We start from the raw sequence: 24,408 nt of genomic DNA on the forward strand, positions 1-24,408 counted from the left end.
CGACCATTAGTCAGTGCAGCAAGGGCGCATTGCTTTTGTACCCGGTATTACTCTACCGATGCGAGAAAATCGGCCATACGGCCGCGATTGACGTCAGAGAATCTGTAGTCCTTCGCATAGAGCGGATTGTTTGCTTCATGCATGTAGGTTTGTGTTGGCGGGATGCCAAACGTCACTTCCGCATGCTCATGTGAGGCGTTGAATGTATGGCCCAGTTCATGAGCGATATGCTGGTAACCCTGGACGGACGCCAGGAAAAAATTCCCGCCAACCTGGGCCATGCCATGCACGCTGCTGGAGATCCCGTCCTGGGTGATGAGCCCATAACGATAGTTGTGGCGATAGGACAGATCGTTCTCCTGGGCAAACGTTGCTCCGCGCGAGGCGAACTCATCGAGACTCGATCGCTCGCTGCCCAGTTCGGTCTTGTAACTGAAGTCGGTCACGCCCGGGATGGCATAGTGAAGCTCGACAATGATTTCACGCTGGAATACCTGCTCCAGCTCATACATCAAGTCCTTCAGATAGTCGCGGTAGATGATCGGTCGATAGCCTTCATCGAGATCATCGTGGCAGAACAGGTAGATGAACACGGGCTTTTTCTCGTACTTGTCAAAGTCCCCGTACTTTTCGTAAAGATCGTATTTTTTATAGAGCATTCCGAAATCCTTTCAGAAGAGTGCGCCCGTCCTAATGACAGGCGCGGCGTGAAGAAGCCGTCGACATAACCTACAAGTCATGCCAGCGCCCGGCATTCAGCCATCGCCTCTTCATCGTGTAGCGCTTGCAGCTAAACGGTGTAGGAAGCCCACAAAGACATCAGTTTGCCGCAGCCTGCTCCAGCTTGCGCCAGAGCAATCGAACATTGGCCTTGCGCACCAGCGCGCAGCGATACACGCGGATCTCCAGTGGCACGTGCCACTGGCTGCCACCACAAATCACCAGTTCCCCCCGTTCCAACTCAGCCCTTACCGATAGCCGTGGCACCCAGGCGATACCGAGCCCCTCCAGCGCCATGCTCTTGAGGCTGTCGGCCATGGCCGTCTCGTAGACTGTGGTGAAGCGCAGGTTGCGCTGACGCAACAACAGGTTCACCGAGCGCCCGAGGAATGCCCCGGCGCTGTACGCCAGCAACGGCACACTGCCCTCGCCTTCGAGGTCGAACAGCGGCTTGCCGTCCGCGTCCGCCGCGCAGACTGGGAGCATCTCGGTATGCCCCAAGTGCAGCGACGGGAAGATTTCCGCATCCATCTGCAGCGCGGCATCCGGGTCATAGAACGCCAACATCAGATCGCAACCCCCTTCACGCAAGGCATGCACCGCATCGCCAACGTTAGTTGCAACCAAACGTGTCGCGATATTGAGCCCATCGTTGCGTAATTGGGCGATCCAGCGCGGGAAAAAGCCCAGTGCCAGAGAGTGCGCCGCGGACACCTGAATGACCTCGCCCTGCCCACCTTCGAGGTGATGCAAATGGCGCAGTACCTCGCCCAACTGATCGACCACAGTACGCGCCGTCACCAGAAACAACTGGCCAGCAGCCGTCAACTCAATGGGTGTACGCGAACGGTTGACCAGGGTCAGACCCAACGCCGCCTCCAGGCTGCGAATACGCCGGCTGAAGGCCGGCTGGGTCACGAAACGGCGCTCGGCCGCTTGCGAAAAGCTCCGGGTAGCGGCCAGCGCACTGAAGTCTTCCAGCCATTTACTTTCAAGGTTCATCAAGGGTCTCCAGGCATGCACCAAAATGGCACACGCTCGAATAGCTGTTGGCGTCACATCGACCATTATGCCGTTTGTGCATAGGTTAGCGTGCAACAGCATTGGCCGCAAAACTCCCGCAGACCTAGGATTGGCGCCATTCCGGCATGTGCCGGGCCAAACTCGAGATGATATCTATCATGTCCGCTGCTGCATCGTTCCGTGTTGAAAAAGACCTGCTTGGCACCCTCGAAGTCCCTGCTGATGCCTACTACGGCATCCAGACCCTGCGTGCTGCCAACAACTTCCACCTCTCCGGCGTACCGCTGTCGCACTACCCTAAGCTGGTCGTGGCCCTGGCCATGGTCAAACAGGCTGCTGCTGACGCCAACCGCGAGCTGGGCCACCTGAACGATACCAAGCACGCTGCCATCAGCGAGGCTTGCGCCCGTCTGATCCGTGGCGACTACCACGAGCAGTTCGTGGTGGACATGATCCAGGGCGGTGCTGGCACTTCGACCAACATGAACGCCAACGAAGTCATCGCCAACATCGCACTTGAGGCCATGGGCCATCAAAAGGGTGAGTACAAGTACCTGCACCCGAACAACGATGTGAACATGGCGCAGTCGACCAACGACGCCTACCCGACCGCAATCCGTCTGGGCCTGCTGCTCGGTCACGATGCCCTGCTGGCCAGCCTCGACAGCCTGATCCAGGCCTTCGCTGCCAAGGGTGAAGAGTTCAACCACGTACTGAAGATGGGCCGTACCCAGCTGCAGGACGCGGTACCGATGACCCTCGGCCAGGAATTCCGTGCCTTTGCCACCACCCTGACCGAAGACCTCAACCGCCTGCGCACCCTGGCGCCGGAAGTCCTGACGGAAGTCAACCTGGGCGGTACCGCCATCGGTACCGGTATCAACGCCGACCCAGGCTACCAGCACCTGGCCGTACAGCGCCTGGCGGAAATCAGCGGCCAACCGCTGGTACCGGCTGCCGACCTGATCGAAGCCACCTCGGACATGGGCGCCTTCGTCTTGTTCTCCGGCATGCTCAAGCGCACTGCGGTCAAGCTGTCGAAGATCTGTAATGACCTGCGTCTGCTGTCCAGCGGCCCGCGCACCGGCATCAACGAAATCAACCTGCCAGCACGCCAGCCGGGCAGCTCGATCATGCCAGGCAAGGTCAACCCGGTGATCCCGGAAGCCGTCAACCAGGTGGCCTTCGCCATCATCGGTAACGATCTGGCCCTGACCATTGCAGCCGAAGGCGGCCAACTGCAGCTGAACGTGATGGAACCGCTGATCGCCTACAAGATCTTCGATTCGATCCGCCTGCTGCAACGCGCCATGGACATGCTGCGCGAGCACTGCATCGTCGACATCACTGCCAACGAGCAGCGCTGCCGTGAACTGGTCGAGCACTCGATCGGCCTGGTCACTGCCCTGAACCCGTACATCGGCTACGAAAACGCCACCCGTATCGCCCGTATTGCGCTGGAAAGCGGCCGCGGCGTACTGGAACTGGTGCGCGAAGAAGGCTTGCTCGACGACGCCATGCTCGACGACATCCTGCGCCCGGAAAACATGATTGCACCGCGTCTGGTACCGCTGAAGGCTTAACCCTCAGTACCTCACGCAAACCGCTCACCAGGTCGAGGGACTAGACACCTCTCACCTTTTGAGGGCCTGGAGCCGAATGCTCCAGGCCCTTTTTTTTGCCTGCGATTTCATCTACAGGTTTTACCCTGCTGACGCAGACAAGGCTCCCGACGATGGCGTACTGTGGTCTGCTTCTAATAAGACTGACCACGGAGACAGGCGAATGAACCCCGTTACCGCGCATCCCGCTCGCAATATCATGGTGCTCTACACCGGTGGCACCATCGGCATGCAGGCAAGCGCCCACGGCCTGACGCCGGCCTCAGGCTTTGAACAACGGATGCGCGAACAACTGACGGGCCTGGCGTTGCCTCATTGGCAGTTTCGCGAACTGCTGCCACTGATCGACAGCGCCAACATGACCCCGCAATACTGGCAGCGCCTGCGCGAAGCCGTTATCGACGCGGTCGACAGCCAAGGCTGCGATGCCGTGCTGGTGCTACACGGTACCGACACCCTGGCCTACAGCGCGGCCGCCATGAGTTTCCAATTGCTGGGGTTGCCGGCACCGCTGCTGTTTACCGGCTCGATGCTGCCAGCCGGCGCCCCCGACAGCGATGCCGAAGAAAATATCGTTGGCGCTTTGCAAGCACTGGCCGCCGGGCAAGTATCGGGCGTGCAACTGTACTTCCACGGCGAGCTGCTTACGCCGACCCGCTGCGCCAAGGTCCGCAGTTATGGCCGCCATCCCTTTGCCACACTGAAGCGCTTCGGTGGTGCAGCCAAGGCTGCATCGCTACCCGCCGAACTGGACTACCGTCACGCCAAGCAAACCGCCCAGGTTGCGGTGCTGCCACTGGTGCCCGGTTTTGCTGCCCAGCCACTGCTGGCGGTACTCGACAGTGGTGTTCAAGCCGTCATCTTGGAATGCTTCGGTAGCGGCACGGGCCCCTGCGATGACGTCGAGTTTCTTGCCAGCCTGAAGCTCGCCCAGACCCGCGGCATTGTGGTGGTAGCAATCACACAGTGTCACGAGGGCGGCGTCGATCTGGATGTCTATGAGGCCGGCAGTCGGCTGCGTGAAGTGGGCGTAGTGTCTGGCGGCGGCATGACCCGCGAAGCAGCCTTCGGTAAATTGCAGGCCTTGCTGGGCGCGGGGCTGCCGGTGGACGAAGTACGTCGCTTGGTTGAACTCGATGTGTGCGGGGAACTGCGTTGAGTGCATCGCCGGCAGCACCGACACGAATGTGATGATACCGGCCACCCTGTTACTGGCCAGGCGCCTGACACCTGATCAGCGACGCCAGGCACGCCGCAGCCGTGCCAAGGCATCGGCGATCGCGGCTTCAGGCACCGCAGCAAAGCCCAGTACCAGGCCGGCGCGTTTATCCACAGGGGTGCTTGAGTCCTCCAGCCAGTAATCGCTCAATGGATTCAGTTCAACCCCGACGGCCTCCGCGCGGGCGATCAGTTCACGTTCGCGTGCCAGGCTGTCCACATCGACTTTGACATGCAGGCCCGCCGCCACCTCAGGCATTGCCCCACAGCCGGGGATATCCACAGGCCACCCCGCCTTGAGCACATTGCGCCGACTCAACGCTGCCCGGCGCATACGACGGATATGCCGCTGAAAATGCCCTTGTGCCATGAACTGCGCCATCACCACCTGATTACCGACTTCCGAATGCCGCACCGCCAGTGCCCGACAGCGGGAAAATGCCTCGACCAATGGCGGCGGTACGACCAGATAACCCATGCGCAGGGCCGGAAAGGCGATCTTGCCGAAGGTACCGACATACAGCACACGGCCATGTGGGTCCAAGGCAGCCAAGGGCGCCAGGGGCGCACCGCTGTAACGGTATTCACCATCATAATCGTCCTCGACAATCCAGCCATCGCTGCGTTCAGCCCAGGCCAGCAGCTCCAGACGCCGGGCCAGGCTCATGGTGACGCCCGTGGGGTACTGGTGAGAAGGCGTCACGTAGCTCAGGCGGCACTGGGGCAGTGCCGACAAGGCTGCGCAATCCATTCCTTCGTTATCTACCGCAACACCGAACACCCGTGCCCCGGCAAGCGCGAACGCATGCCCGGCAGCCCGGTACCCAGGGTTTTCCACAGCCACCCCATCGCCAGGCTCCAGCAGCAACTGTGCACAAAGGCTGATCGCCTGCTGTGCGCCACTGGTGATCACAATTTGTTCAGCGCTGCAGGAAAGCCCCCGCGAACGACGCAGGTAGGTCGCAATCAGTTCGCGCAAAATCGGCTCGCCTGCCGGATCACCGTAACCGAGCAGGGCCGGATCGGGCTTACGCCAGAAACCCGCTTGTAGCTTGGCCCACGTCTCGAAGGGGAATAGATCGAAAGCGGGTGCACCGACTCGGAATGCCCTCGGAGGCCCGCTTTTCGGTGCTGGCAAATGATGCTTTTCAAGCCGACTCAAAGACCCGGTGTGGATAACTTTACTGGTTAGATGCTCAGTGTTTTCTGGCGATTTTGTGGATAAGGCTGTGGAAAAAACCCGGGATAACCCTGTGGATACATTTGTGGATAGTTTTGGCAACTGAGCAACATAGGTGCCGTCCCCTACCCGGCTTTCAATAAAACCTTCGGCGTAAAGCTGGTCATAGGCACGCACCACACTGTTGCGCGACAGTGCCAATGCCTTGGCCAGGTCGCGACTGGCCGGCAAACGTGTACCGCTGCCCAGCCGCCCATCCAGCACTCTGGCACGCAAGACTTGATACAACTGGCGACTCAACCCCAGACGCCGATCAAGTACGATACCCGTTGGATCAAAGGGCAATGACAGGGGCTGCTCGCGCACGGTATTGGACCTATAAAATCGATAGTGAATGGCTCTTACCATAGGCCAATAGCCTGCCTAGGATGGCTGCATTCGCCAAGGACTATCGTCATGTATATACCCAGTGCGTTCCGGGACACCGATCTCGACAGCCTGCACCAGCAAATCGAACAGACCCGCCTTGCCATTCTTGTCACACACGGCCAGCAGGGCTTGCAGGCGAGCCACCTGCCGTTGCTGTTGAAGCGCGACGAAGGCCCGAACGGCACACTCTACGGGCATCTGGCCAAAGCCAACCCCCAGTGGCAGGACCTGGCCACTGGCAGCGAAGCGCTGCTGATCTTCGCGGGAGCCGATGCCTATGTCAGCCCGAACTTCTACCCAAGCAAAGCCGTGGACGGTAAAGCCGTACCCACCTGGAATTACCTGGCGGTGCATGCCTACGGCTGCGCCGAGGTGTTTGACGACCCGCAACGCTTGCACCCATTGCTCGACAGCCTCAGTGAGCGCCATGAACGTGGCCGCCCCCAGCCCTGGTCGATCGACGACGCACCCGTCGACTATATCAATGGCATGCTCAAAGCGATTGTCGGCTTCGCCCTGCCGATTGAGCGTTTGCAAGGTAAACGCAAGACCAGCCAGAACCGCAACAGCGCCGACATTGAAGGCGTACGCAAAGGCCTGAGCGAAAGCCCAGACCCACTGGATAACCAATTGGCCGCCCTGATGCGCCAACCCTGAAGGAGCCTGAAATGCCCACCGTACAGATCCGCCCGGTCGAAGCCGACGACCATAGCGCCTGGCTGCCCCTGTGGCAGGCCTACCAGCGTTTCTACGAAACCCAGATTGATGAGCAGGTCAGCGCAGTGACCTGGCAACGCATGCTCGACCCCGCCGAACCCATTAATGCAGCCCTGGCCTGGGTCGACGGCAAGGCCGTGGGCATGGTCCATTGGATCTATCATCGTTCCTGTTGGACCACGGAAAACTCATGCTACCTGCAAGACCTGCTGGTCACTCAGGAGCACCGTGGCCTGGGCATTGGTCGGCAGTTGATCGAGTTCGTCTACGCGACTGCCAGCGCTGCGGGATGCGCCAAGGTCCACTGGCTGACCCACGAGACCAACACCACCGCCATCGCTCTCTACGAGCAATTGGCCGAACGTCCGGGCTTCATTCAGTTCCGCAAACTGTTGTAATTCGAGGAGCCGTCCCATGAACACTCTGCTGAACTGGCACCCCGCCAAACTGCCACCCGCCACCCCGTTGACCGGGCGTTTCATCCGCCTGGAGAAACTCAACCCGCGCCAGCACCGTGACGACCTCTGGGAAGTGTTCAATGGCCCCGATGCTGACGCTGCGCTATGGAGCTACCTGCCCTACGGCCCTTTCGAGGAGCGTGAAGCGTTCGACCACTGGCTCGACAGCAATGCCGCCACCAGTGATCCGTTGTTCTACACCGTCATCGACCTGCACAACAACCAGGCCCAGGGCATTCTCAGCCTGATGTCGATAGTGCCAGCACACGGTCGCATCGAGATTGGCCATGTCGCCTTCGGCGCCGCCATGCAGCGCACACCGAAAGGTAGCGAAGCCATCTACCTGCTGGGCAAGCTGGCCTTTGAGTTGGGAAACCGCCGCCTGGAGTGGAAGTGCAACGACGCCAATAGCCGTTCCAAACGGGCGGCTGAACGCTTCGGCTTCCACTATGAAGGACTGTTTCGCAAGCACATGGTGGTCAAGGGACAGAACCGCGATACGGCCTGGTACTCGATCACCGACGATGAATGGCCTGCCATCGCTGCCGGTTTCGAGCGCTGGCTCGCGGCAGAAAACCAGCGCCCTGACGGTCAGCTCAGAACGCTGGAGGCGTGTCGCGAATCCGCCTGAAGGATCAGCGCAGGCGTTGCGCCAGGACAGCTATGTGCTCCGGGCCAATGCCACAGCAACCACCCAGGTGGCTTGCACCGCGCTGACGCCAATTTTCGGCCCAGTGCAGGTAGCCCGGCGGATCAAGGTCTTCGCGTAGCTCGTCCAGCCCATCGTTGGCGGTAGCGTCCTTGGGTTGCGGCGGGAACGCATTGGCGTAGGCGCCGATGGCAATCTGTACACCCAACCGCTCGAAGGTTTCGCGTGCGGCATCGATAGCCGCGCCGATGACTTCCGGCTGGCTGCAGTTGAACAGCAAGGTCTGCACACCCAGCTGTGCGGCTACTTCGGCAGCCTCACTGACGGGCTCGCCAGAGCGCAGACGTGGCAGGTCATCGACATCGTCGTCCTGCAGGGTGAAGGACAGCCAGAACGGCTTGCCATCGTTGGGCAGGCCGGCACGAATGGCCCGCGCTTCGACGATGGAGCTCTGGGTCTCGGCCAACCACAGGTCGACATGCTCAGCCAGGCCTTCAACCAACGGCGTCAGGACTTCGCTGACCCGAGCGGCATCGAACAGGTCGGGACGGTACGAGCCGAACAGGGGTGGCAATGAACCGGCAACCCGTACCGGCTGGCCACTGGCGTCCGCAGCAGCGCGGGCCAGTTGCCCGGCGGTCGAGGCCAAGGCCCGCCCTTCAGCGGCAAAGCGGGCCTCGCCGATGTGGAATGGCACCACGGCATAGCTGTTGCTGGTAATGACCCGCGCCCCGCTTTCGATGTAGGCCGCATGCACGGCCACCACAGCCTCCGGGGCCTCGCTCAAGGCCAGCGCCGACCATTCCGGTTGCCGAAAGGGCGCACCACGGCGCTGCAGCTCACGGCCCATGCCACCATCGAGAATCACCACCGCACTTTCACCCATATAACGTCCACTTCTATGAATATAAATAAAACTTACTAGTAGAGTTTTTCTTATAACTATTTAATACGCCTGACATTCAATTTAACAACTCTTTTTTCAGGTGATTTTCCATGCGTTTTTCCACCTTGTTGGGCGCCAGCCTGCTGGCACTGAGTGTGACCACCCAAGCCCTGGCGGGGGCAACGCTGCAACGCGTGGAAGAACGCAAGGAACTGGTCGGCGTGCTGATGGAAAGCTACCCGCCATTCTCTTTCCTCAACGAGCAGAACCAGCTGGACGGCTTCGATGTCGATGTGGCGAAGGCCGTAGCCGAAAAACTCGGTGTCAAACTGCGCCTGGAAACCCCATCCTGGGACGTGATCGCCGCCGGTCGCTGGAGCGGTCGATACGATATCTGCATCTGCTCGATGACGCCGAGCAAGGCTCGCGCCCAGGTCTTCGACTTCCCGGTGGAGTACTACGCTTCGCCTGCCGTCATCGTGGTCAACGCCAAGGATGACCGTATTCACGGCGCTAAAGACCTCAGCGGCCTGAAAGTCGGCCTGACCAGCGCCTCCAGCTACGAAAGCTACCTGAACAAGAACCTCGTCATTGAAGGCGCGGAAGACAAGGCGCTGGACTACCCATTCGAGAACGTCCAGATCGCCCCCTATGACACCGACAACGTGGCCTTTCAGGATCTGGGCCTGGGTGCCGGCGTGCGCCTCGATGCGATCCTCACCAACCTGGTCACCGCCCAGCCGCGCCTGAATCAGGATGCGCGCTTCAAGCTGGCCGGCCAGGCGCTGTATGAAGAACCTAACTCGGTGGCCATCGAGAAAGGTGATGCGGCCTGGAATGCCAAGGTTCAGCAAGTGTTCGCCGAGCTGAAACAGGACGGCACCCTGAGCCGCCTGTCGCAGAAGTGGATCGGCGCCGATATCAGTAAATGAGTGCCTATCAGCCACCGCCCAGCCAGGCTACGCGCACGCTGGGCCAGCGCCTGTTCGGTTTTCGCACGCGCCTTTACCTGACGTGGGCAGCGTTATTCGTGATGTTCGTCGGGTTCTTCCTGAGCTTCGACCTGAAGTTTTCGATCATCCTCGACAAGCTGCCTAACCTGCTCGGGCTGCACCTGGCACCGAATGGTTTCCTGCAAGGCGCAGCACTGACCCTGTTCCTTTGCCTGTGCTCGATGCTCAGCTCGGTGATACTGGGTTTCGCTGCGGCGCTGGCGCGCCTGTCGAACAGCGCTGTCGCCTTGGGCATCGCCAGCTTCTACACCTCGTTCTTTCGCGGCACGCCGCTGCTGATCCAGATCCTCTTGATCTACCTGGGCCTGCCGCAAATTGGCGTTGTACCTGGTGCGATCAGCGCCGGGATCATTGCCTTGTCGTTGAACTACGGTGCCTACCTGAGTGAAATCTTCCGAGCCGGTATCATTGGCGTGGCGCCCGGCCAGCGGCAGGCGGCCATGGCCCTGGGGATGCGCCCACGGGCAATTTTCTGGCACATCACCCTGCCCCAGGCCATGCGTACGATCATTCCGCCAAGCGCCAACCAGTTCATTTCCATGCTCAAGGATTCGTCGCTGATTTCGGTGATGGGGGTCTGGGAAGTGATGTTTCTGGCGCAGTCCTATGGCCGCTCCAGCTACCGCTACCTGGAAATGCTGACCACTGCAGCCGCCATCTACTGGCTGCTGTCGTTTGCCCTGGAGTTGCTCCAGGTGCGCCTGGAGCGGCACTACGGCAAAGGCTATCGGCACTGACGCCGCATCGCCAAATCGCGCATAAAAAAAAGGGGGGCATATGCCCCCCAGAGGTTAACCGTTTACTACCGAGGGCTGTTTCAGCCCTCGATCTCGATCAGGATCTCGCCCGGGTTGACCCGGTCGCCCTTGGCCACGTGGATAGCGACAACTTTACCGGCGATGGCCGACTGCACTTCGGTCTCCATCTTCATCGCTTCGGTGATCAGCACGGCCTGGCCGGCTTTCACCGTGTCGCCTTCCTTGACCAGCACATCGACGATGTTGCCCGGCATGGTGGTGCTGACATGACCTGGCTCGCTGGCCTGCTTGCGCTTGCTGCCGCCACCGCCGACGAACTCGTTGAGCGGCTCGAACACCACTTCTTCCGGCATGCCGTCGATGGACAGGTAGAAGTGACGCTTGCCTTCAGACTTGACGCCAACACCGGTGATATCGACGCGGTAGGTCTCACCGTGAACATCAATGACGAACTCGGTCGGGACGCCTTCACCACCAGCCGAGCCCACGGCACCGGCTTCAGGAATCGGCAGCAGCACTTCAGGGGTCAGGGTGCCGGCATCGCGCTCTTCGAGGAACTTGCGGCCAATATCCGGGAACATGGCGAAAGTCAGTACATCTTCTTCAGACTTGGCCAGGTTGCCGATGTCCGAACGCAGCTTGGCCATCTCTGGCTTGAGCAGGTCAGCCGGACGCACGTCGATTACTTCTTCGCTGCCAATCGCCTGACGACGCAGTTGGTCGTTGACCACGCCCGGCGCCTTGCCATAACCACCTTGCAGGTACAGCTTCACTTCGTTGGTGATGGTCTTGTAGCGCTCGCCCGCGAGGACGTTGAAGAACGCTTGAGTACCGACGATCTGCGAGGTCGGCGTAACCAGCGGTGGGAAGCCGAGGTCTTCACGCACCCGCGGAATTTCGGCCAGCACTTCGTTCATGCGATGCAGCGCGCCCTGCTCCTTGAGCTGGTTGGCCAGGTTGGAAATCATCCCGCCTGGTACCTGGTTGACCTGCACACGGGTGTCAACGGCGGTGAACTCGCTTTCAAACTGGTGATACTTCTTGCGCACGGCGTAGAAGTACAGACCGATTTCCTGCAGAAGCTCCAGGTCCAGGCCGGTGTCGAATTCGCTGCCCTTGAGCGCGGCAACCATCGACTCGGTACCCGGGTGGCTGGTGCCCCAGGCGAAGCTGGAGATCGCGGTGTCGATATGGTCGGCACCGTTTTCGATGGCCTTGAGTTGGCACATCGCGGCCAGGCCAGCGGTGTCGTGGGAGTGGATGAACACCGGCAGCGACTGCTCGGCCTTCAATGCCTTGACCAGTTCACCGGTGGCATACGGGGTCAGCAGGCCGGCCATGTCCTTGATCGCGATCGAGTCGCAGCCCATGGCTTCCATCTGCTTGGCCTGGGCCACGAACGCGTCGATGGTGTGTACCGGGCTGGTGGTGTAGGCAATGGTGCCCTGGGCATGCTTGCCGGAGGCCTTGACCGCCTCAATGGCAACGCGCAGGTTGCGCACGTCGTTCATGGCATCAAAGATGCGGAAGACGTCGATGCCGTTGACAGCTGCCTTGGCCACGAACGCCTTGACCACGTCATCGCTGTAGTGCCGGTAGCCGAGCAGGTTCTGCCCGCGCAGAAGCATTTGCAGGCGGGTGTTCGGCAGTGCCGCACGCAACTTGCGCAGACGCTCCCACGGGTCTTCCTTGAGGAAACGTACGCAGGCGTCAAACGTCGCGCCACCCCAGACTTCCAGCGACCAGTAGCCGACTTTGTCGAGCTTGTCGCAGATGGGCAGCATGTCTTCGGTGCGCATGCGGGTTGCCAGCAGGGACTGGTGGGCGTCACGCAGGATCGTGTCGGTTACATGAATTTTCTTGGACATTTTTTCGTATTCCTCACAGGCCTGCGTGGGCTGCAATGGCAGCAGCGATGGCCAGGGCCAGCTCTTCGGGTTTGCGCTTGATCGAGTAGTTGGTCAGTTCCGGATGGCTTTCCACGAAGCTGGTATTGAACTGGCCACTGCGGAATTCCGGATTGCGCAGGATTTCCTGGTAATAAGCGGCGGTGGTCTTTACCCCTTGCACGCGCATGTCATCCAGCGCCCGCAGGCCGCGGTCCATGGCTTCTTCCCAGGTCAGGGCCCAAACCACCAGTTTCAAGCACATCGAATCGTAGAACGGCGGGATGGTGTAGCCGGTGTAGATCGCCGTGTCGGTACGCACGCCAGGACCACCGGGTGCGTAGTAACGGGTGATCTTGCCAAAGCTGGGCAGGAAGTTGTTCTTCGGGTCTTCGGCGTTAATCCGGAACTGCAGGGCAAAGCCGCGGTGCTGGATGTCTTCCTGCTTGATCGAGAGCGGCAGGCCCGACGCAATACGAATCTGTTCACGTACGATGTCGATGCCGGTGATTTCCTCGGTGATGGTGTGTTCCACCTGCACCCGGGTGTTCATCTCCATGAAGTACACCTCGCCATCGGCGAGCAGGAACTCCACGGTACCGGCGTTTTCATAACCGACCGCCTTGGCCGCACGTACCGACAGGTCGCCGATGTAGGCGCGCTGTTCCGGGGTCAGCTGAGGGCTGGGGGCGATTTCGATCAGCTTCTGGTTGCGGCGCTGAATCGAGCAATCGCGCTCGAACAGGTGCACCACATTACCGAAGCTGTCACCGAGGATTTGCGCCTCAATGTGTTTCGGGTTGACGATGCATTTTTCGAGGAAGACTTCCGCCGAACCAAAGGCCTTGGTCGCTTCGGAAATCACCCGCGGGAACGCCTGTTCCAATTCTTCACGGCTGTTGCAGCGGCGAATACCACGACCACCGCCACCCGACGTAGCCTTGAGCATGACCGGGTAGCCAATGCGATCACCTTCGCGCAGCGCCTCGTGTATGTCCGCGACGTTGCCTTCGGTGCCCGGGGTCACGGGTACGCCGGCCTTGATCATGCTGCGCCGCGCTTCGGTCTTGTCGCCCATCCGGCGAATGACCTCTGCCGCAGGACCAATGAACTTGATCCCACGTTCAGCGCAGATGTCTGCAAGTTCGGCGTTCTCTGACAGGAAACCATAGCCAGGATGCAGGGCATCGCAGCCGGTCTCTACCGCCAGGTTCACCAGCTTGCGCGGGTTCAGGTAACCGGCCAGGGGTTCGGCACCAATACTGTGAGCCTCGTCTGCACGCTTGACGTGCAGTGCATGACGGTCGGCATCGGAATAGATCGCCACCGAGCGAATGCCCATTTCGGCGCAAGCACGGACAATCCGTACTGCGATCTCACCCCGGTTGGCGATCAGGATTTTTTTTATCACTGGAATATTCCCAAGCCATTGGAACAGACGAACCGGCGAGACCGGTCGGCGCGTGACCATACGTTGCTGGCCAGTCGCATAAGTACCCTAGCGCCGTCGCTTAATAAACAAAAATCAATATTTATTAGGCCTTGCATTAGCAAAAGCTTATAGTGCCGTAACAAGGTTTGTCCGGAGCCGGATGAGAGATGCGTAAGTCATTGATGCGTATGACATTACGGCAGTTGAAAGTCTTCAACGAAGTCTGCGATCTGCGCTCCTACAGCCGAGCCGCCGAAGAGATGTCGCTGACGCAACCCGCCGTTAGTCTACAGATCCGCCAGCTCGAAGAACTGGTCGGCCAGCCGCTGTTTGAGTACGTGGGCAAGAAGCTCTACCTCACCGAAGCCGCTGAGGCTTTGCAGCGCGCCAGCCGAGACATCTTCGGCCGCCTGGAGAGCTTCGACATGCAGCTCTCGGACATGCAAGGCTCTCTGCAGGGGCAACTGAAACTGGCGGTGGAGTCCAGCGCCAAGTACTTCGTGCCGCACCTGTTTGCCGCCTTCAAGAAGCTTCATCCCGAGGTCAACCTGACCCTTACCGTGGTCAACCGCGCCCAGGCGATTCGGCGCCTCTCGGACAACCGTGATGACCTGATCATCATGTCCATGGTGCCGCAGGACATGGGCCTGGAATTCATGCCCTTCCTGAACAACCCGATCGTTGCCGTGGCGCCACCTGACCACCCGCTCTGCAAGCTCGAACGCCTGCGCCTGCAAGACCTGGAGCCCCACACGCTGCTGGTTCGCGAGCAAGGCTCAGGCACGCGCAAAGCCTGCGAAGAGTACTTCAAAGACAAACGCGTACACTTCTCCCAGACACTGGAGGTGGCGTCTGCCGACGCTCAACGCGAGTGCGTCATTGCCGGGCTCGGGATCGCACTGCTGACGCGTCATGCGCTGAACCTGGAACTGGCCACCGGCGTGTTGCGCGAACTGCCCGTGGAAGAGCTACCGCTGTACCGAAGCTGGTGCGTGGTACAGGCCAAGGCCAAGCGGCAGTCGCCGGTAGCCCTGGCCTTTCTTGCATACATCCGCAGCGAACGCGCGCAAATCAGCGCACTTGTTGAGCGTTTCTCGGGGACTCTGCCGCCGATACCTGCCAGAGGTTGACGGCCTGTAATTCGGGGTAGTCAGCAATTTCCTGCAACAGGCGGCGCTGCTCGGAATAGCTTTCAATCGCACGGCGATACTCCATGCGGCGCTGATCCTTTTCCTGCTGCTTGCGGGCCTTGGCGTTGGACGGGTACGGACGATCAAATTCACGAGCCATTGCGAATCTCCCTGGTCAAGTACGGGAGTTTCAGGGTGCGCAATGGCGGTGACGATTTGGCGGCGCGGCGATGACAAAACCATGAACCTTGCCGACCGTACGGGGACAGTCGGCGGCGGTCAGTCGTCCAGGGCCTTGATCGACTTGGGTGACAGGCGCAGGCTGCGCAAGCTGCGTTTGACGCTCTTGAGGTGGTTGACCAGGCTCGGGCCACGGGCCATGGCAACGCCCATTGCCAGCACGTCGATCACCACCAGGTGGGCGATCCGCGAGGTCAACGGGGTATAGATCTCGGTGTCTTCATGAACGTCGATGGCCAGGTTGACACTCGACAGCTCAGCCAACGGGGTCTGGCTCGGGCACAGGGTAATCAGGGTTGCCCCGCTCTCGCGCACCAGGTTGGCGGTGATCAGCAGGTCCTTGGAGCGCCCGGACTGGGAAATGCAGATGGCCACATCACCCGGTTTCAGGGTGACCGCCGACATCGCCTGCATGTGCGGGTCGGAATAGGCAGCAGCGCTGAGCAGCAGACGGAAGAACTTGTGCTGCGCATCGGCAGCCACCGCGCCGGAGGCGCCAAACCCGTAGAACTCGACGCGCTGGGCCTGGGCCATGGCGGTCACGGCACGCTGCAGCGCTTGGGCATCGAGGTGCTCACGCACTTCCATCAGGGTGTGCAGGGTGGTGTCGAAGATCTTCAGGCTGTAGTCGGCAACCGAATCGTCCTCATGGATCGCAAACTGGCCAAAACTGGCCCCGGCCGCCAGGCTCTGGGCAAGCTTGAGCTTGAGGTCCTGGAACCCGGAGCAACCAATAGCGCGGCAAAAGCGCACGATGGTCGGCTCGCTGATGCCGACGCTATGGGCAAGGTCGGCCATGGAGCTATGCATGACGGCTGCTGGGTCGAGCAGCACGTGGTCGGCAACCTTGAGCTCCGACTTACGTAGCAGATGGCGCGACTGGGCGATGTGTTGCAACAGATTCAAGGGCAGGACTCGGTTATGATCGACTGACCGGGTTGTAGCTTTCTTGTAGTTATACTACATGACCAGCGACCCGCCCAGCTAAACGATCTAGGAGAGTGGTGGTATTGACTATCCCTTGCGACATCATGGTATTCGGCGGCACCGGTGACCTGGCCCTGCACAAGCTGCTTCCGGCGCTCTACCACCTGTATCGCGAAGCACGCCTGCACCCTGAAGTGCGTATCGTTGCGCTGGCTCGAAAAAATCTGCCGCGCAGCGACTATCGTTTGCTTGCCGAGCGTCGCTGCCGGGCCCAGATTGCCCGCCATGACTTCGATGAAGAGGTCTGGAAGCGTTTCTCGGCGCGTCTCGACTACTTTCCCATGGACGCCTCGCAGAGCGCCGACTTCGGCCGTCTGGCGCGCTTCCTCGGCGAACCAGGCGGGCTGACGCGGATCTACTACCTGGCCACGGCACCCGACCTGTTCGTGCCGATCATCAGCCATATGCAGATTGCCGGGCTGGCTGACAGCGACGCGCGGGTCGTACTGGAAAAGCCTATCGGCCACTCGCTGGAATCGGCAACGGCAATCAACAGTGCCATTGGCGCCGTGCTCGACGAGTCGCAGGTGTTCCGGATCGACCATTACCTGGGCAAGGAGACCGTACAGAACCTCATGGCCCTGCGTTTTGCCAACGCCCTGCTGGAACCGGTATGGCGCAGTAATCAGATCGACCATGTGCAGATCAGTGTGTGCGAAACCCTGGGCGTCGAAAACCGCGGGGCCTACTACGACCGCGCTGGCGCGACACGCGACATGCTGCAGAACCATCTGCTGCAACTGCTTTGCCTGGTAGCCATGGAGCCACCGGCTCAATTCAACGCCGAAGCCGTGCGCGATGAGAAGGTAAAGATCCTCAGGGCCCTCAAGCCGATCACCGGCCAGGATGTCCAGGATCGGACCGTGCGCGGCCAGTACAGCGCGGGCAAGATCGGCGGGCAGGAAGTACCGGCGTATTACTTCGAGAAAGATGTCGACAACGACAGCGATACCGAGACCTTCGTCGCCGTTGAAGCCTATATCAACAACTGGCGCTGGGCCGGTGTACCGTTCTACCTGCGTACCGGTAAACGGATGGCGAAGAAGTCATCGCAGATTGTCATTCAGTTCAAACCGGTACCGCACCAACTGTTCGAGGGCGCACAGACCAATCAGTTGCTGATTCAGTTGCAGCCGGACGAACGCATCAGCCTGCAGATGATGACCAAAAGCCCAGGCAAAGGCATGCGCCTGGAGCCTGTGGAACTGAACCTGAACCTGGCCCAGGTGTTCGGCCAGACACGTCGCTGGGAAGCCTACGAACGGCTGCTGCTGGATGTGCTGGAGGGCGATTCAACCTTGTTCATGCGCCGTGACGAAGTCGAGGCCGCCTGGGCCTGGATTGACCCGATCCTCAACGGCTGGCAGGAATACTTCCAGGCCCCCAGGCCCTACCACGCTGGCACCAACGGCCCCGACCAGGCACATAGCCTGCTGGCCCATCAAGGCCGGGAATGGCACAACTGAGCACATGACACGCGCCAATGAGCGACTACTATGTAATACCGATAGTGATTCGTTTGATCCGATACTGAACCCCGGCGCTTGGCTGAGCGCGAACGCTTCTCCCCTTGCCTGCCTGGTACCCGCAATGCCAGGCAGGTTTTTTGTTTGAAGGGTATGCAGCCACGCGACTGCATCACCACACAGGCGGCATCGACAGCAAACTCATCAGATTGGCCGCCGCCACCGGCCGGCTGATCAGATACCCCTGTACCTCATCGCAGCCCTGCTCACGTAGAAAAGCCAACTGCTCCTGCGTTTCAACACCCTCGGCCACCACCTTGAGCGCCAGGCTATGGGCCATGACGATAATTGCTCGGGTGATAGCTGCATCCTGACTGCCTTCAGTCAGGCCGCGAACAAAGGTTTGATCGATTTTGACGTAGTCCACCGGGAATCGCTTGAGGTAACTCAGGGACGAGTAACCCGTTCCAAAATCGTCGATGGCCAGCTTCACCCCCAACTCATGCAACTGACGGAACGTCGCAATGATGTGCTCGACACTGTCAAGCAACTGGCTTTCGGTCAGCTCCAGCTCCAGCAGATGAGGCTCCAGCCCGCTCTCATCAAGCACTTGACGCACCAGGCTGACCAACTTGCCCTGACGTAACTGATGAACCGAAAGGTTTACCGAGACACGTATCGGTGCCAAGCCCTGACGCTGCCATTCGCAGGCTTGCCAACACGCCTGACGCAAGACGAACTCACCCATCGGCGCAATCAGCCCGGTTTCCTCGGCCAACCCGATAAACTCGCTCGGCGGTACCATGCCCCATTGCGGATGATGCCAGCGCACTAAGGCTTCGGCTGCTGTCAGACGCCCTGTGGCCAGGCACAGTTTTGGTTGGTAGTAGACCTCCAGCTGGCGTTCTTCGATCGCCCTGCGCAACTGATTCTCCAGTTGCAGACGCTCCAACGTGCTGGCCTGCAGGCTTTCGGTGTAGAACTGGAAGTTGTCGCCCCCCAGGTGCTTGGCGTGCTGCATCGCCATGTTCGCTTGGCTGACCAGCATACTGACCTCCCGAGTGGTGTCGGAGAGCAGGCTGATACCGACTGATGCACTGATCACCAACTCATGACCCGCAACCCGCAACGGTGCACGCAGCTTGTCGAGCAGGCGTGTCGTAACCCGCACCAGGCTCGACAGGTTGGTGTACCCATCAAACAGCACGGCAAACTCGTCCCCGGAAAGCCGCGCAACGGTATCGGCCTCAGGCAACGCATTGCTGATACGCCGGGCCATCTGGGTCAGCAGTTGATCTGCAATCTCATGCCCAAGGCTCTCGTTCAACAGCTTGAAGCGATCGAGGTCGATATGCAGCAAGGCCAGGCTACGACCGCTCAAAGGTAAGCGCTGCCCGGCTTCATGCAAACGCAATCGGAACAGCGCACGGTTGGCCAGGCCCGTGAGTTCGTCGTAATGCGCAAGGTAGCGCAAACGCTCTTCCGACTCGCGCCGCGCAGAGAGATCACTGAAGAAGCCAACAATACTGCTGATGTTGCCCTGTGCATCCCGCACACCATTGAGTTGCAGCCACTGGGGATAGAGTTCGCCACTCTTGCGCGCCTCAACCAGCTCACCCTGCCACCCGCCCTGCTGCTCCAGGGCCTGGTCAATCGCCGACAGGTGCCGCCGCGCGTCGCGGCTGCAGGGCAACTCCAGCACGTTGCGCGCCAGCAACTCTTCTCGGTCGTAGCCGGTGATTCGACAGAATGCCTGATTGACGGCCAGCAGCACGTAATCCGGGTCGAGAATGGCAATACCTTCGCTGGCAGCCTCGAACACTGTGGCCGCCAAGCGTTGCTGCTCTTCCTGAGCCTTGCTTGCGCTGATGTCGCGCCGCGTCCCCAGCATACGCACAACACGCCCGTCGGCATCGCGTTCGACGGCCCGGCCACGGTCCTCGACCCAGCACCAATGGCCCTGGCTGTGACGAACCCGGTACTCGATACGGTAATCCTCGGTGCGCCCCTTCAAATGCTCGACCAGCGTGCGCTTGAGCGACGGCAGGTCGTCGGGGTGCAAGCGCGGCTTGAGGTGAGCCAGCATCGCCTTGACCTGCTCTGGATCAAGGCCAAACAACTCGCGAAGCTGGGTGTGGTGAACCTCATCGCTCTGCAGGTTCCAGTCCCATAAACCCAGCTCACTGGCGTCCAGCGCCAACGCCAGGCGTTGCTCGCTCTTGCTCAACGCCTGATTGGCTGCGTCCAGTTGCTGGCTGCGCTGCGCCACCCGCGACTCCAGGCCGACCTGGGCCTGACGCAACTGGTCTTCGATCAGCCGTCGCCGCTCGACTTCACTGGCCAAGGCCTGGTTGAGCTGTTCACTGCGATGCTGTGCAGCCTGCAGGTGTTCAATCAGCGCCTGATTCTGAAAGCGGCGCAGCAACCCGTTCTCAATCAGGCGATTGACCTGCCAAGCAACCACTAACAAGGCCCCCAGCAGGATGAGGCCCAACCAGCCCCAACCCAGGTGCTCGTCGGCACCACTCCAGAACAGGTAGAGGATCGGCGGCAACAAACATGGCAAGGTGAAGCTGAGGAAGGCGGGCAAGCTGACAGCGTAGGCAATGCTGGCCGAAAGTGTCGCCGCGCCAAGCAGGCCAAAGACCCAGGCTTGCTGTACGAAATTATCCGTAGGCACCAGGGCGATCGCTGCGCTGGCCAGGGTCAGGCCACTGAAAGCCGAACCCAGGAGGAACATTCGCCACCAGGTCGGTTGCGCCTGACGTTCTGGCATGGCCGCGTCGAATGCCGCGACCTGGATCACTCGCAAGGCAACCAGGGCCATCAGCCAGACCATCCAGATACTGATCTGAAAATAGCGTGGCGGGCTCCACAGCAACCAGGCGCATACCAGGCCATTGAGCAGCATGAACAACGTTGGCAGCAGTGACCCCTGATACAACAAGCGGGTGCGCTCGACGGCCAGTTGCGTGGCAAATTGCTTTCGAATGCTCCGGCGTGCTTCCTGAGGGACGCTCGCAGAGCCTGAACCGAAGGTCATAGGCAGTATTCTTGTAATGGTGAGCCTTAAACGTGGCACGGAGCATACACAAGCATCGACCACTACCAAACTGCTCTGCGTTATAAATATTCACCAACCTGATGCACGCTCCATGACCATGGCGACCGCTCAAGCACGCGGGCCAAGGCCTGCACGCCATGACCAGCGGATCGTCACCCCGACGGATTTTCCACGCCAGGTTTGCCCCTGACTCCCCTGCCCCCTAGAATGGCCGGATGCGCGATGATCTCTCTCTCCTGTTGAACTCCCTCAACGATGCCCAACGTCAGGCCGTAGCGGCCCCGGTTGGCCGTCAGTTGGTCCTGGCCGGTGCCGGCTCCGGCAAAACCCGTGTGCTGGTGCACCGTATCGCCTGGTTGATCCAGGTCGAGCAGGCCTCACCGCATTCGATCCTGTCGGTGACCTTCACCAACAAGGCTGCCGCCGAGATGCGCCAGCGTATCGAGCAACTGATGGGTATCAACCCGGCAGGCATGTGGGTGGGCACCTTCCACGGCCTGGCCCATCGCCTGTTGCGGGCGCACTGGCAAGAAGCCGGGCTGAACCAGAATTTCCAGATTCTCGACAGCGACGATCAGCAACGCCTGGTCAAGCGCGTAATCCGCGAGTTGGGCCTGGACGAACAGCGCTGGCCTGCACGCCAGGCGCAATGGTTCATCAATGGCCAGAAAGACGAAGGCCTGCGCCCACAGCATATTCAAGCCAGCGGCGACCTGTTCCTGGGCACCATGCGCAGCATTTATGAAGCCTATGAGGCCGCCTGCCAGCGCGCTGGCGTCATCGACTTCTCCGAACTGCTGCTGCGCGCCCTGGACCTCTGGCGCGACCATCCCGGTCTGCTGGAGCATTACCAGCGCCGCTTCCGCCACTTGCTGGTGGATGAGTTCCAGGACACCAACGCCGTGCAATATGCCTGGCTGCGGCTACTGGCCAAGGGTGGCGACAGCTTGATGGTGGTCGGCGACGACGATCAGTCCATTTATGGCTGGCGCGGTGCCAAGATCGAGAACATTCATCAGTACACCAGCGACTTCCCCGACGCCGAGTTGATCCGCCTGGAGCAGAACTACCGCTCGACCGCCGGCATCCTCAAAGCCGCCAACGCCCTGATCGCCAACAACAGCGGGCGCCTGGGCAAAGAGCTGTGGACCGACGGTGGCGACGGCGAACCACTGAGCCTTTACGCCGCCTTCAACGAACACGACGAAGCGCGCTACGTGGTGGAAACCATCGAAAGCGTGATCAAGACCGGTGCGGCGCGTAGCGATATCGCCATCCTTTACCGCTCCAACGCCCAGTCGCGGGTGCTCGAAGAGGCCCTGCTGCGCGAACGCATCCCCTATCGAATCTACGGGGGGCAACGCTTCTTCGAGCGCGCCGAGATCAAGAACGCCATGGCCTATTTGCGCCTGCTGGAGGGCCGTGGCAACGACGCGGCACTGGAGCGGGTCATTAATGTGCCGCCGCGTGGCATCGGTGAGAAAACCGTCGAAGCCATTCGCGAGCATGCCCGCCATGCCCAGGTCTCGATGTGGGAGGCCGTGGCCCTGCTGCTCGCCAACAAGGGCCTCAAGGGCCGTGCAGCCAGCGCGCTGAGCGCCTTTATCGAACTGATCGAAAACCTGGCGGCGAAGGTGCTGGAAATGCCGCTGCACCTGATGACCCAGACAGTGATCGAGCAATCAGGGCTGATCGTCTATCACCAGGAAGAGAAAGGTGAGAAAGGCCAGGCACGGGTAGAAAACCTTGAGGAACTGGTCAGCGCAGCGCGCAACTTTGAAACCAGTGAAGACGACGAAGACCTCTCGCCGCTCTCGGCATTCCTCGGCCATGCCTCGCTGGAAGCCGGTGAGGCCCAGGCCGATGAGCATGAAGACAGCATCCAGTTGATGACCCTGCACAGCGCCAAGGGCCTGGAGTTCCCTTACGTGTTCCTGGTGGGCATGGAAGAAGGCCTGTTCCCGCACAAGATGAGCCTGGAGGAGCCGGGGCGCCTCGAAGAGGAACGCCGCCTGGCCTATGTCGGCATTACCCGGGCCATGCAGCAACTGGTCATGACCTACGCCGAAACCCGCCGCCTGTACGGCAGCGAGACCTACAACAAGGTGTCACGTTTCGTACGTGAAATTCCGGCCGGACTGATTCAGGAAGTGCGTTTGTCCAACAGCGTCAGCCGCCCATTCGGTTCTGGCCAGAAGCAGAATTCGAGCAGCCTGTTCGGTAGCGCTAACATCCCGCAAACCGCCTTCAACCTCGGCCAGCGGGTACAGCATGCAGTGTTTGGCGAAGGCGTGATCCTGAACTTTGAAGGCTCCGGCGCGCAGGCACGCGTGCAAGTCAACTTCGCCGAAGGCAGCAAGTGGCTGATGCTGGGTTATGCCAAGCTGGAAGCCATCTAAGTCGCGTTTCTGGACAAAGGTAACGCAATGGGCTCGGGCTTCTTTTCCTCATGGACGTTCTGGGCCCTTGCCGCCTGACCCCATAGCCACCGGCCCCCAGGTATTAGCTGATCGTGCAACAGGCTTGAGTCAAGCATGAAGGCATAATCAAGCAAAAGCTGGAAACATTATGGTGCTGGTCATGCAGCCTACAACCTGTGCACCATGACGCGCGTGCAATCCACAAAACGGGAATTCCCATACTATGCAACGTTTTCTTAGCATCGCTCTAGCGCTGTGCATTGGCCTGACGATGAGCCTCGACGCCAATGCCAAACGCTTCGGCGGCGGCAAGAGCTCGGGCGCAGCACCGACCCATCAAACCCGCCAGGCCGCCCCATCCACTCCGGCAGCCACCCCCGCAATGCCAGGCCGTGCGCCTGCCGCTGCCAGCGGCGCCTCGCGCTGGCTCGGCCCATTGGCAGGTATCGCCGCCGGTGGCCTGCTGGCCTCGATGTTCATGGGTGATGGCTTCGAGGGGATGCAGTTCCTCGACATCATCATCATGGCGCTGATCGCCTTCCTGGCGTTCCGCTTCATTGCCGCCCGCCGTCGCAAGCAACAGCAGCCACAGATGGCGCCAGCAGGTCACGCACCGTTCCAGCGTGAAGCCTACGAGCAACCAGCACAGCCGCAGGTATTCGGTGGTTCGCCAGCCTCGTCGGCCCGCCCGGTCATCAACGCACCGGCCTGGTTCAACGAGCAGAGCTTCCTGGCTGCAGCACGCAACCACTTCCAGTCGCTGCAGCAGCACTGGGACGCGAACGAGATGGACAAGATCGCCGAGTTCGTCACGCCACAAATGCTGCAGTTCCTCAAGCAGGAGCGCGCGGCCTTGGGCGAGGGCTTCCAGTCCACCTACATCGATGACCTGAATGTGCAACTGGAAGGTGTCGACGACCGCGCCGACAAGACCATCGCCACTCTGACCTTCAGCGGCGTGTCGAAAACCTCGCGCTTCGACCAGGGCGAAGTGTTCAGCGAAAGCTGGAACATGGAACGTGCCCAAGGCGAGAACCAGCCGTGGCTGGTCGCCGGGATCCGCCAGAACGGCTGATTTTCAGGCATTGCACAAAAAACCCCGGGCCTGTC

20 protein-coding genes are annotated in these 24,408 nt (G+C 60.4%); 11 read left to right on the top strand and 9 right to left on the bottom strand.

Annotated features, from left to right (window positions below; genetic code table 11):
- Positions 1-47 precede the first annotated feature (47 nt).
- Both ACZ9H3_RS15145 and ACZ9H3_RS15150 read right to left on the bottom strand, forming a co-directional pair.
- A complete protein-coding gene (locus tag ACZ9H3_RS15145; RefSeq protein WP_330522478.1) occupies positions 48-659 on the bottom strand; it encodes a zinc metalloprotease in 612 nt (203 codons plus the stop codon).
- Between the two features lie 160 nt (positions 660-819).
- Positions 820-1,722, bottom strand: coding sequence for a LysR substrate-binding domain-containing protein (locus ACZ9H3_RS15150; protein WP_099776390.1), 903 nt, complete (start codon positions 1,720-1,722; stop codon positions 820-822).
- Positions 1,723-1,901: 179 nt separating this feature from the next.
- Between ACZ9H3_RS15150 and aspA the strand changes: the two genes are divergently transcribed.
- Together aspA and ACZ9H3_RS15160 are read left to right on the top strand one after the other, a co-directional pair.
- Entirely contained in the window at positions 1,902-3,326 is a 1,425-nt protein-coding gene (gene aspA, locus ACZ9H3_RS15155; protein WP_065758110.1) for an aspartate ammonia-lyase, read from the top strand.
- 202 nt (positions 3,327-3,528) lie between these two features.
- The gene (locus tag ACZ9H3_RS15160; protein WP_476221352.1) at positions 3,529-4,524 is read left to right on the top strand and encodes an asparaginase; all 996 of its coding nucleotides are present in this window, start codon (positions 3,529-3,531) and stop codon (positions 4,522-4,524) included.
- Between the two features lie 75 nt (positions 4,525-4,599).
- Here the strand turns inward: ACZ9H3_RS15160 and pdxR are convergent, their stop codons facing one another.
- Complete coding sequence (gene pdxR, locus ACZ9H3_RS15165; RefSeq protein WP_476221354.1) at positions 4,600-6,129, bottom strand: MocR-like pyridoxine biosynthesis transcription factor PdxR; 1,530 nt, start codon at positions 6,127-6,129, stop codon at positions 4,600-4,602.
- A gap of 90 nt (positions 6,130-6,219) precedes the next feature.
- On the opposite strand from pdxR, the gene ACZ9H3_RS15170 reads away from it, so the two are divergent.
- Genes ACZ9H3_RS15170 through ACZ9H3_RS15180 form a run of 3 tightly spaced genes read left to right on the top strand, consistent with a single transcriptional unit; the run spans position 6,220 to position 7,998 of the window.
- Positions 6,220-6,849: an FMN-binding negative transcriptional regulator gene (locus tag ACZ9H3_RS15170; protein ID WP_454240408.1), complete on the top strand. Its 630-nt coding sequence runs from the start codon at positions 6,220-6,222 to the stop codon at positions 6,847-6,849.
- 11 nt (positions 6,850-6,860) lie between these two features.
- Complete coding sequence (locus ACZ9H3_RS15175) at positions 6,861-7,307, top strand: GNAT family N-acetyltransferase (RefSeq protein ID WP_065758103.1); 447 nt, start codon at positions 6,861-6,863, stop codon at positions 7,305-7,307.
- Between the two features lie 16 nt (positions 7,308-7,323).
- Complete coding sequence (locus tag ACZ9H3_RS15180; protein WP_476221357.1) at positions 7,324-7,998, top strand: GNAT family N-acetyltransferase; 675 nt, start codon at positions 7,324-7,326, stop codon at positions 7,996-7,998.
- Between the two features lie 4 nt (positions 7,999-8,002).
- Here ACZ9H3_RS15180 and ACZ9H3_RS15185 read toward each other — a convergent pair whose 3' ends face one another.
- Entirely contained in the window at positions 8,003-8,902 is a 900-nt protein-coding gene (locus ACZ9H3_RS15185; protein ID WP_099776403.1) for a homocysteine S-methyltransferase family protein, read from the bottom strand.
- A 110-nt stretch (positions 8,903-9,012) separates the two neighbouring features.
- Here ACZ9H3_RS15185 and ACZ9H3_RS15190 point away from each other — a divergent pair, with 110 nt between their 5' ends.
- Together ACZ9H3_RS15190 and ACZ9H3_RS15195 are read left to right on the top strand one after the other, a co-directional pair.
- Positions 9,013-9,834 (top strand): ABC transporter substrate-binding protein, encoded by an 822-nt coding sequence (locus ACZ9H3_RS15190; RefSeq protein WP_065758100.1) that lies wholly within the window; start codon positions 9,013-9,015, stop codon positions 9,832-9,834.
- Positions 9,831-10,652, top strand: coding sequence for an amino acid ABC transporter permease (locus tag ACZ9H3_RS15195; protein ID WP_065758099.1), 822 nt, complete (start codon positions 9,831-9,833; stop codon positions 10,650-10,652). Before ACZ9H3_RS15190 ends, ACZ9H3_RS15195 begins: the two co-directional genes overlap by 4 nt.
- 80 nt (positions 10,653-10,732) lie before the next feature.
- Here ACZ9H3_RS15195 and oadA read toward each other — a convergent pair whose 3' ends face one another.
- Together oadA and ACZ9H3_RS15205 are read right to left on the bottom strand one after the other, a co-directional pair.
- Entirely contained in the window at positions 10,733-12,541 is a 1,809-nt protein-coding gene (gene oadA, locus ACZ9H3_RS15200) for a sodium-extruding oxaloacetate decarboxylase subunit alpha (RefSeq protein ID WP_099776405.1), read from the bottom strand.
- Positions 12,542-12,554: 13 nt separating this feature from the next.
- The gene (locus ACZ9H3_RS15205; protein ID WP_065758097.1) at positions 12,555-13,970 is read right to left on the bottom strand and encodes an acetyl-CoA carboxylase biotin carboxylase subunit; all 1,416 of its coding nucleotides are present in this window, start codon (positions 13,968-13,970) and stop codon (positions 12,555-12,557) included.
- 203 nt (positions 13,971-14,173) lie between these two features.
- On the opposite strand from ACZ9H3_RS15205, the gene ACZ9H3_RS15210 reads away from it, so the two are divergent.
- Positions 14,174-15,121 carry a LysR family transcriptional regulator gene (locus tag ACZ9H3_RS15210; RefSeq protein WP_176717392.1) on the top strand — a complete coding sequence of 316 codons (948 nt, stop codon included), beginning with the start codon at positions 14,174-14,176 and terminating at the stop codon, positions 15,119-15,121.
- Here ACZ9H3_RS15210 and ACZ9H3_RS15215 read toward each other — a convergent pair.
- Entirely contained in the window at positions 15,063-15,281 is a 219-nt protein-coding gene (locus ACZ9H3_RS15215; RefSeq protein ID WP_065758095.1) for a PA3496 family putative envelope integrity protein, read from the bottom strand. The two genes, ACZ9H3_RS15210 and ACZ9H3_RS15215, sit on opposite strands and share 59 nt — an antisense overlap.
- Before the next feature lie 119 nt (positions 15,282-15,400).
- Entirely contained in the window at positions 15,401-16,267 is an 867-nt protein-coding gene (gene hexR, locus ACZ9H3_RS15220; protein WP_065758094.1) for a transcriptional regulator HexR, read from the bottom strand.
- Between the two features lie 104 nt (positions 16,268-16,371).
- Between hexR and zwf the strand changes: the two genes are divergently transcribed.
- Positions 16,372-17,814, top strand: coding sequence for a glucose-6-phosphate dehydrogenase (zwf, locus tag ACZ9H3_RS15225; RefSeq protein ID WP_065758162.1), 1,443 nt, complete (start codon positions 16,372-16,374; stop codon positions 17,812-17,814).
- 172 nt (positions 17,815-17,986) lie between these two features.
- Here the strand turns inward: zwf and ACZ9H3_RS15230 are convergent, their stop codons facing one another.
- Positions 17,987-20,857: an EAL domain-containing protein gene (locus ACZ9H3_RS15230; RefSeq protein ID WP_099776407.1), complete on the bottom strand. Its 2,871-nt coding sequence runs from the start codon at positions 20,855-20,857 to the stop codon at positions 17,987-17,989.
- 236 nt (positions 20,858-21,093) lie between these two features.
- Between ACZ9H3_RS15230 and uvrD the strand changes: the two genes are divergently transcribed.
- The gene (gene uvrD, locus ACZ9H3_RS15235; RefSeq protein WP_065758092.1) at positions 21,094-23,277 is read left to right on the top strand and encodes a DNA helicase II; all 2,184 of its coding nucleotides are present in this window, start codon (positions 21,094-21,096) and stop codon (positions 23,275-23,277) included.
- 244 nt (positions 23,278-23,521) lie between these two features.
- Entirely contained in the window at positions 23,522-24,373 is an 852-nt protein-coding gene (locus ACZ9H3_RS15240; RefSeq protein WP_065758091.1) for a Tim44 domain-containing protein, read from the top strand.
- The last annotated feature ends 35 nt before the right edge of the window (positions 24,374-24,408 follow it).

The organism is Pseudomonas sp. TE3910, from assembly GCF_056279025.1.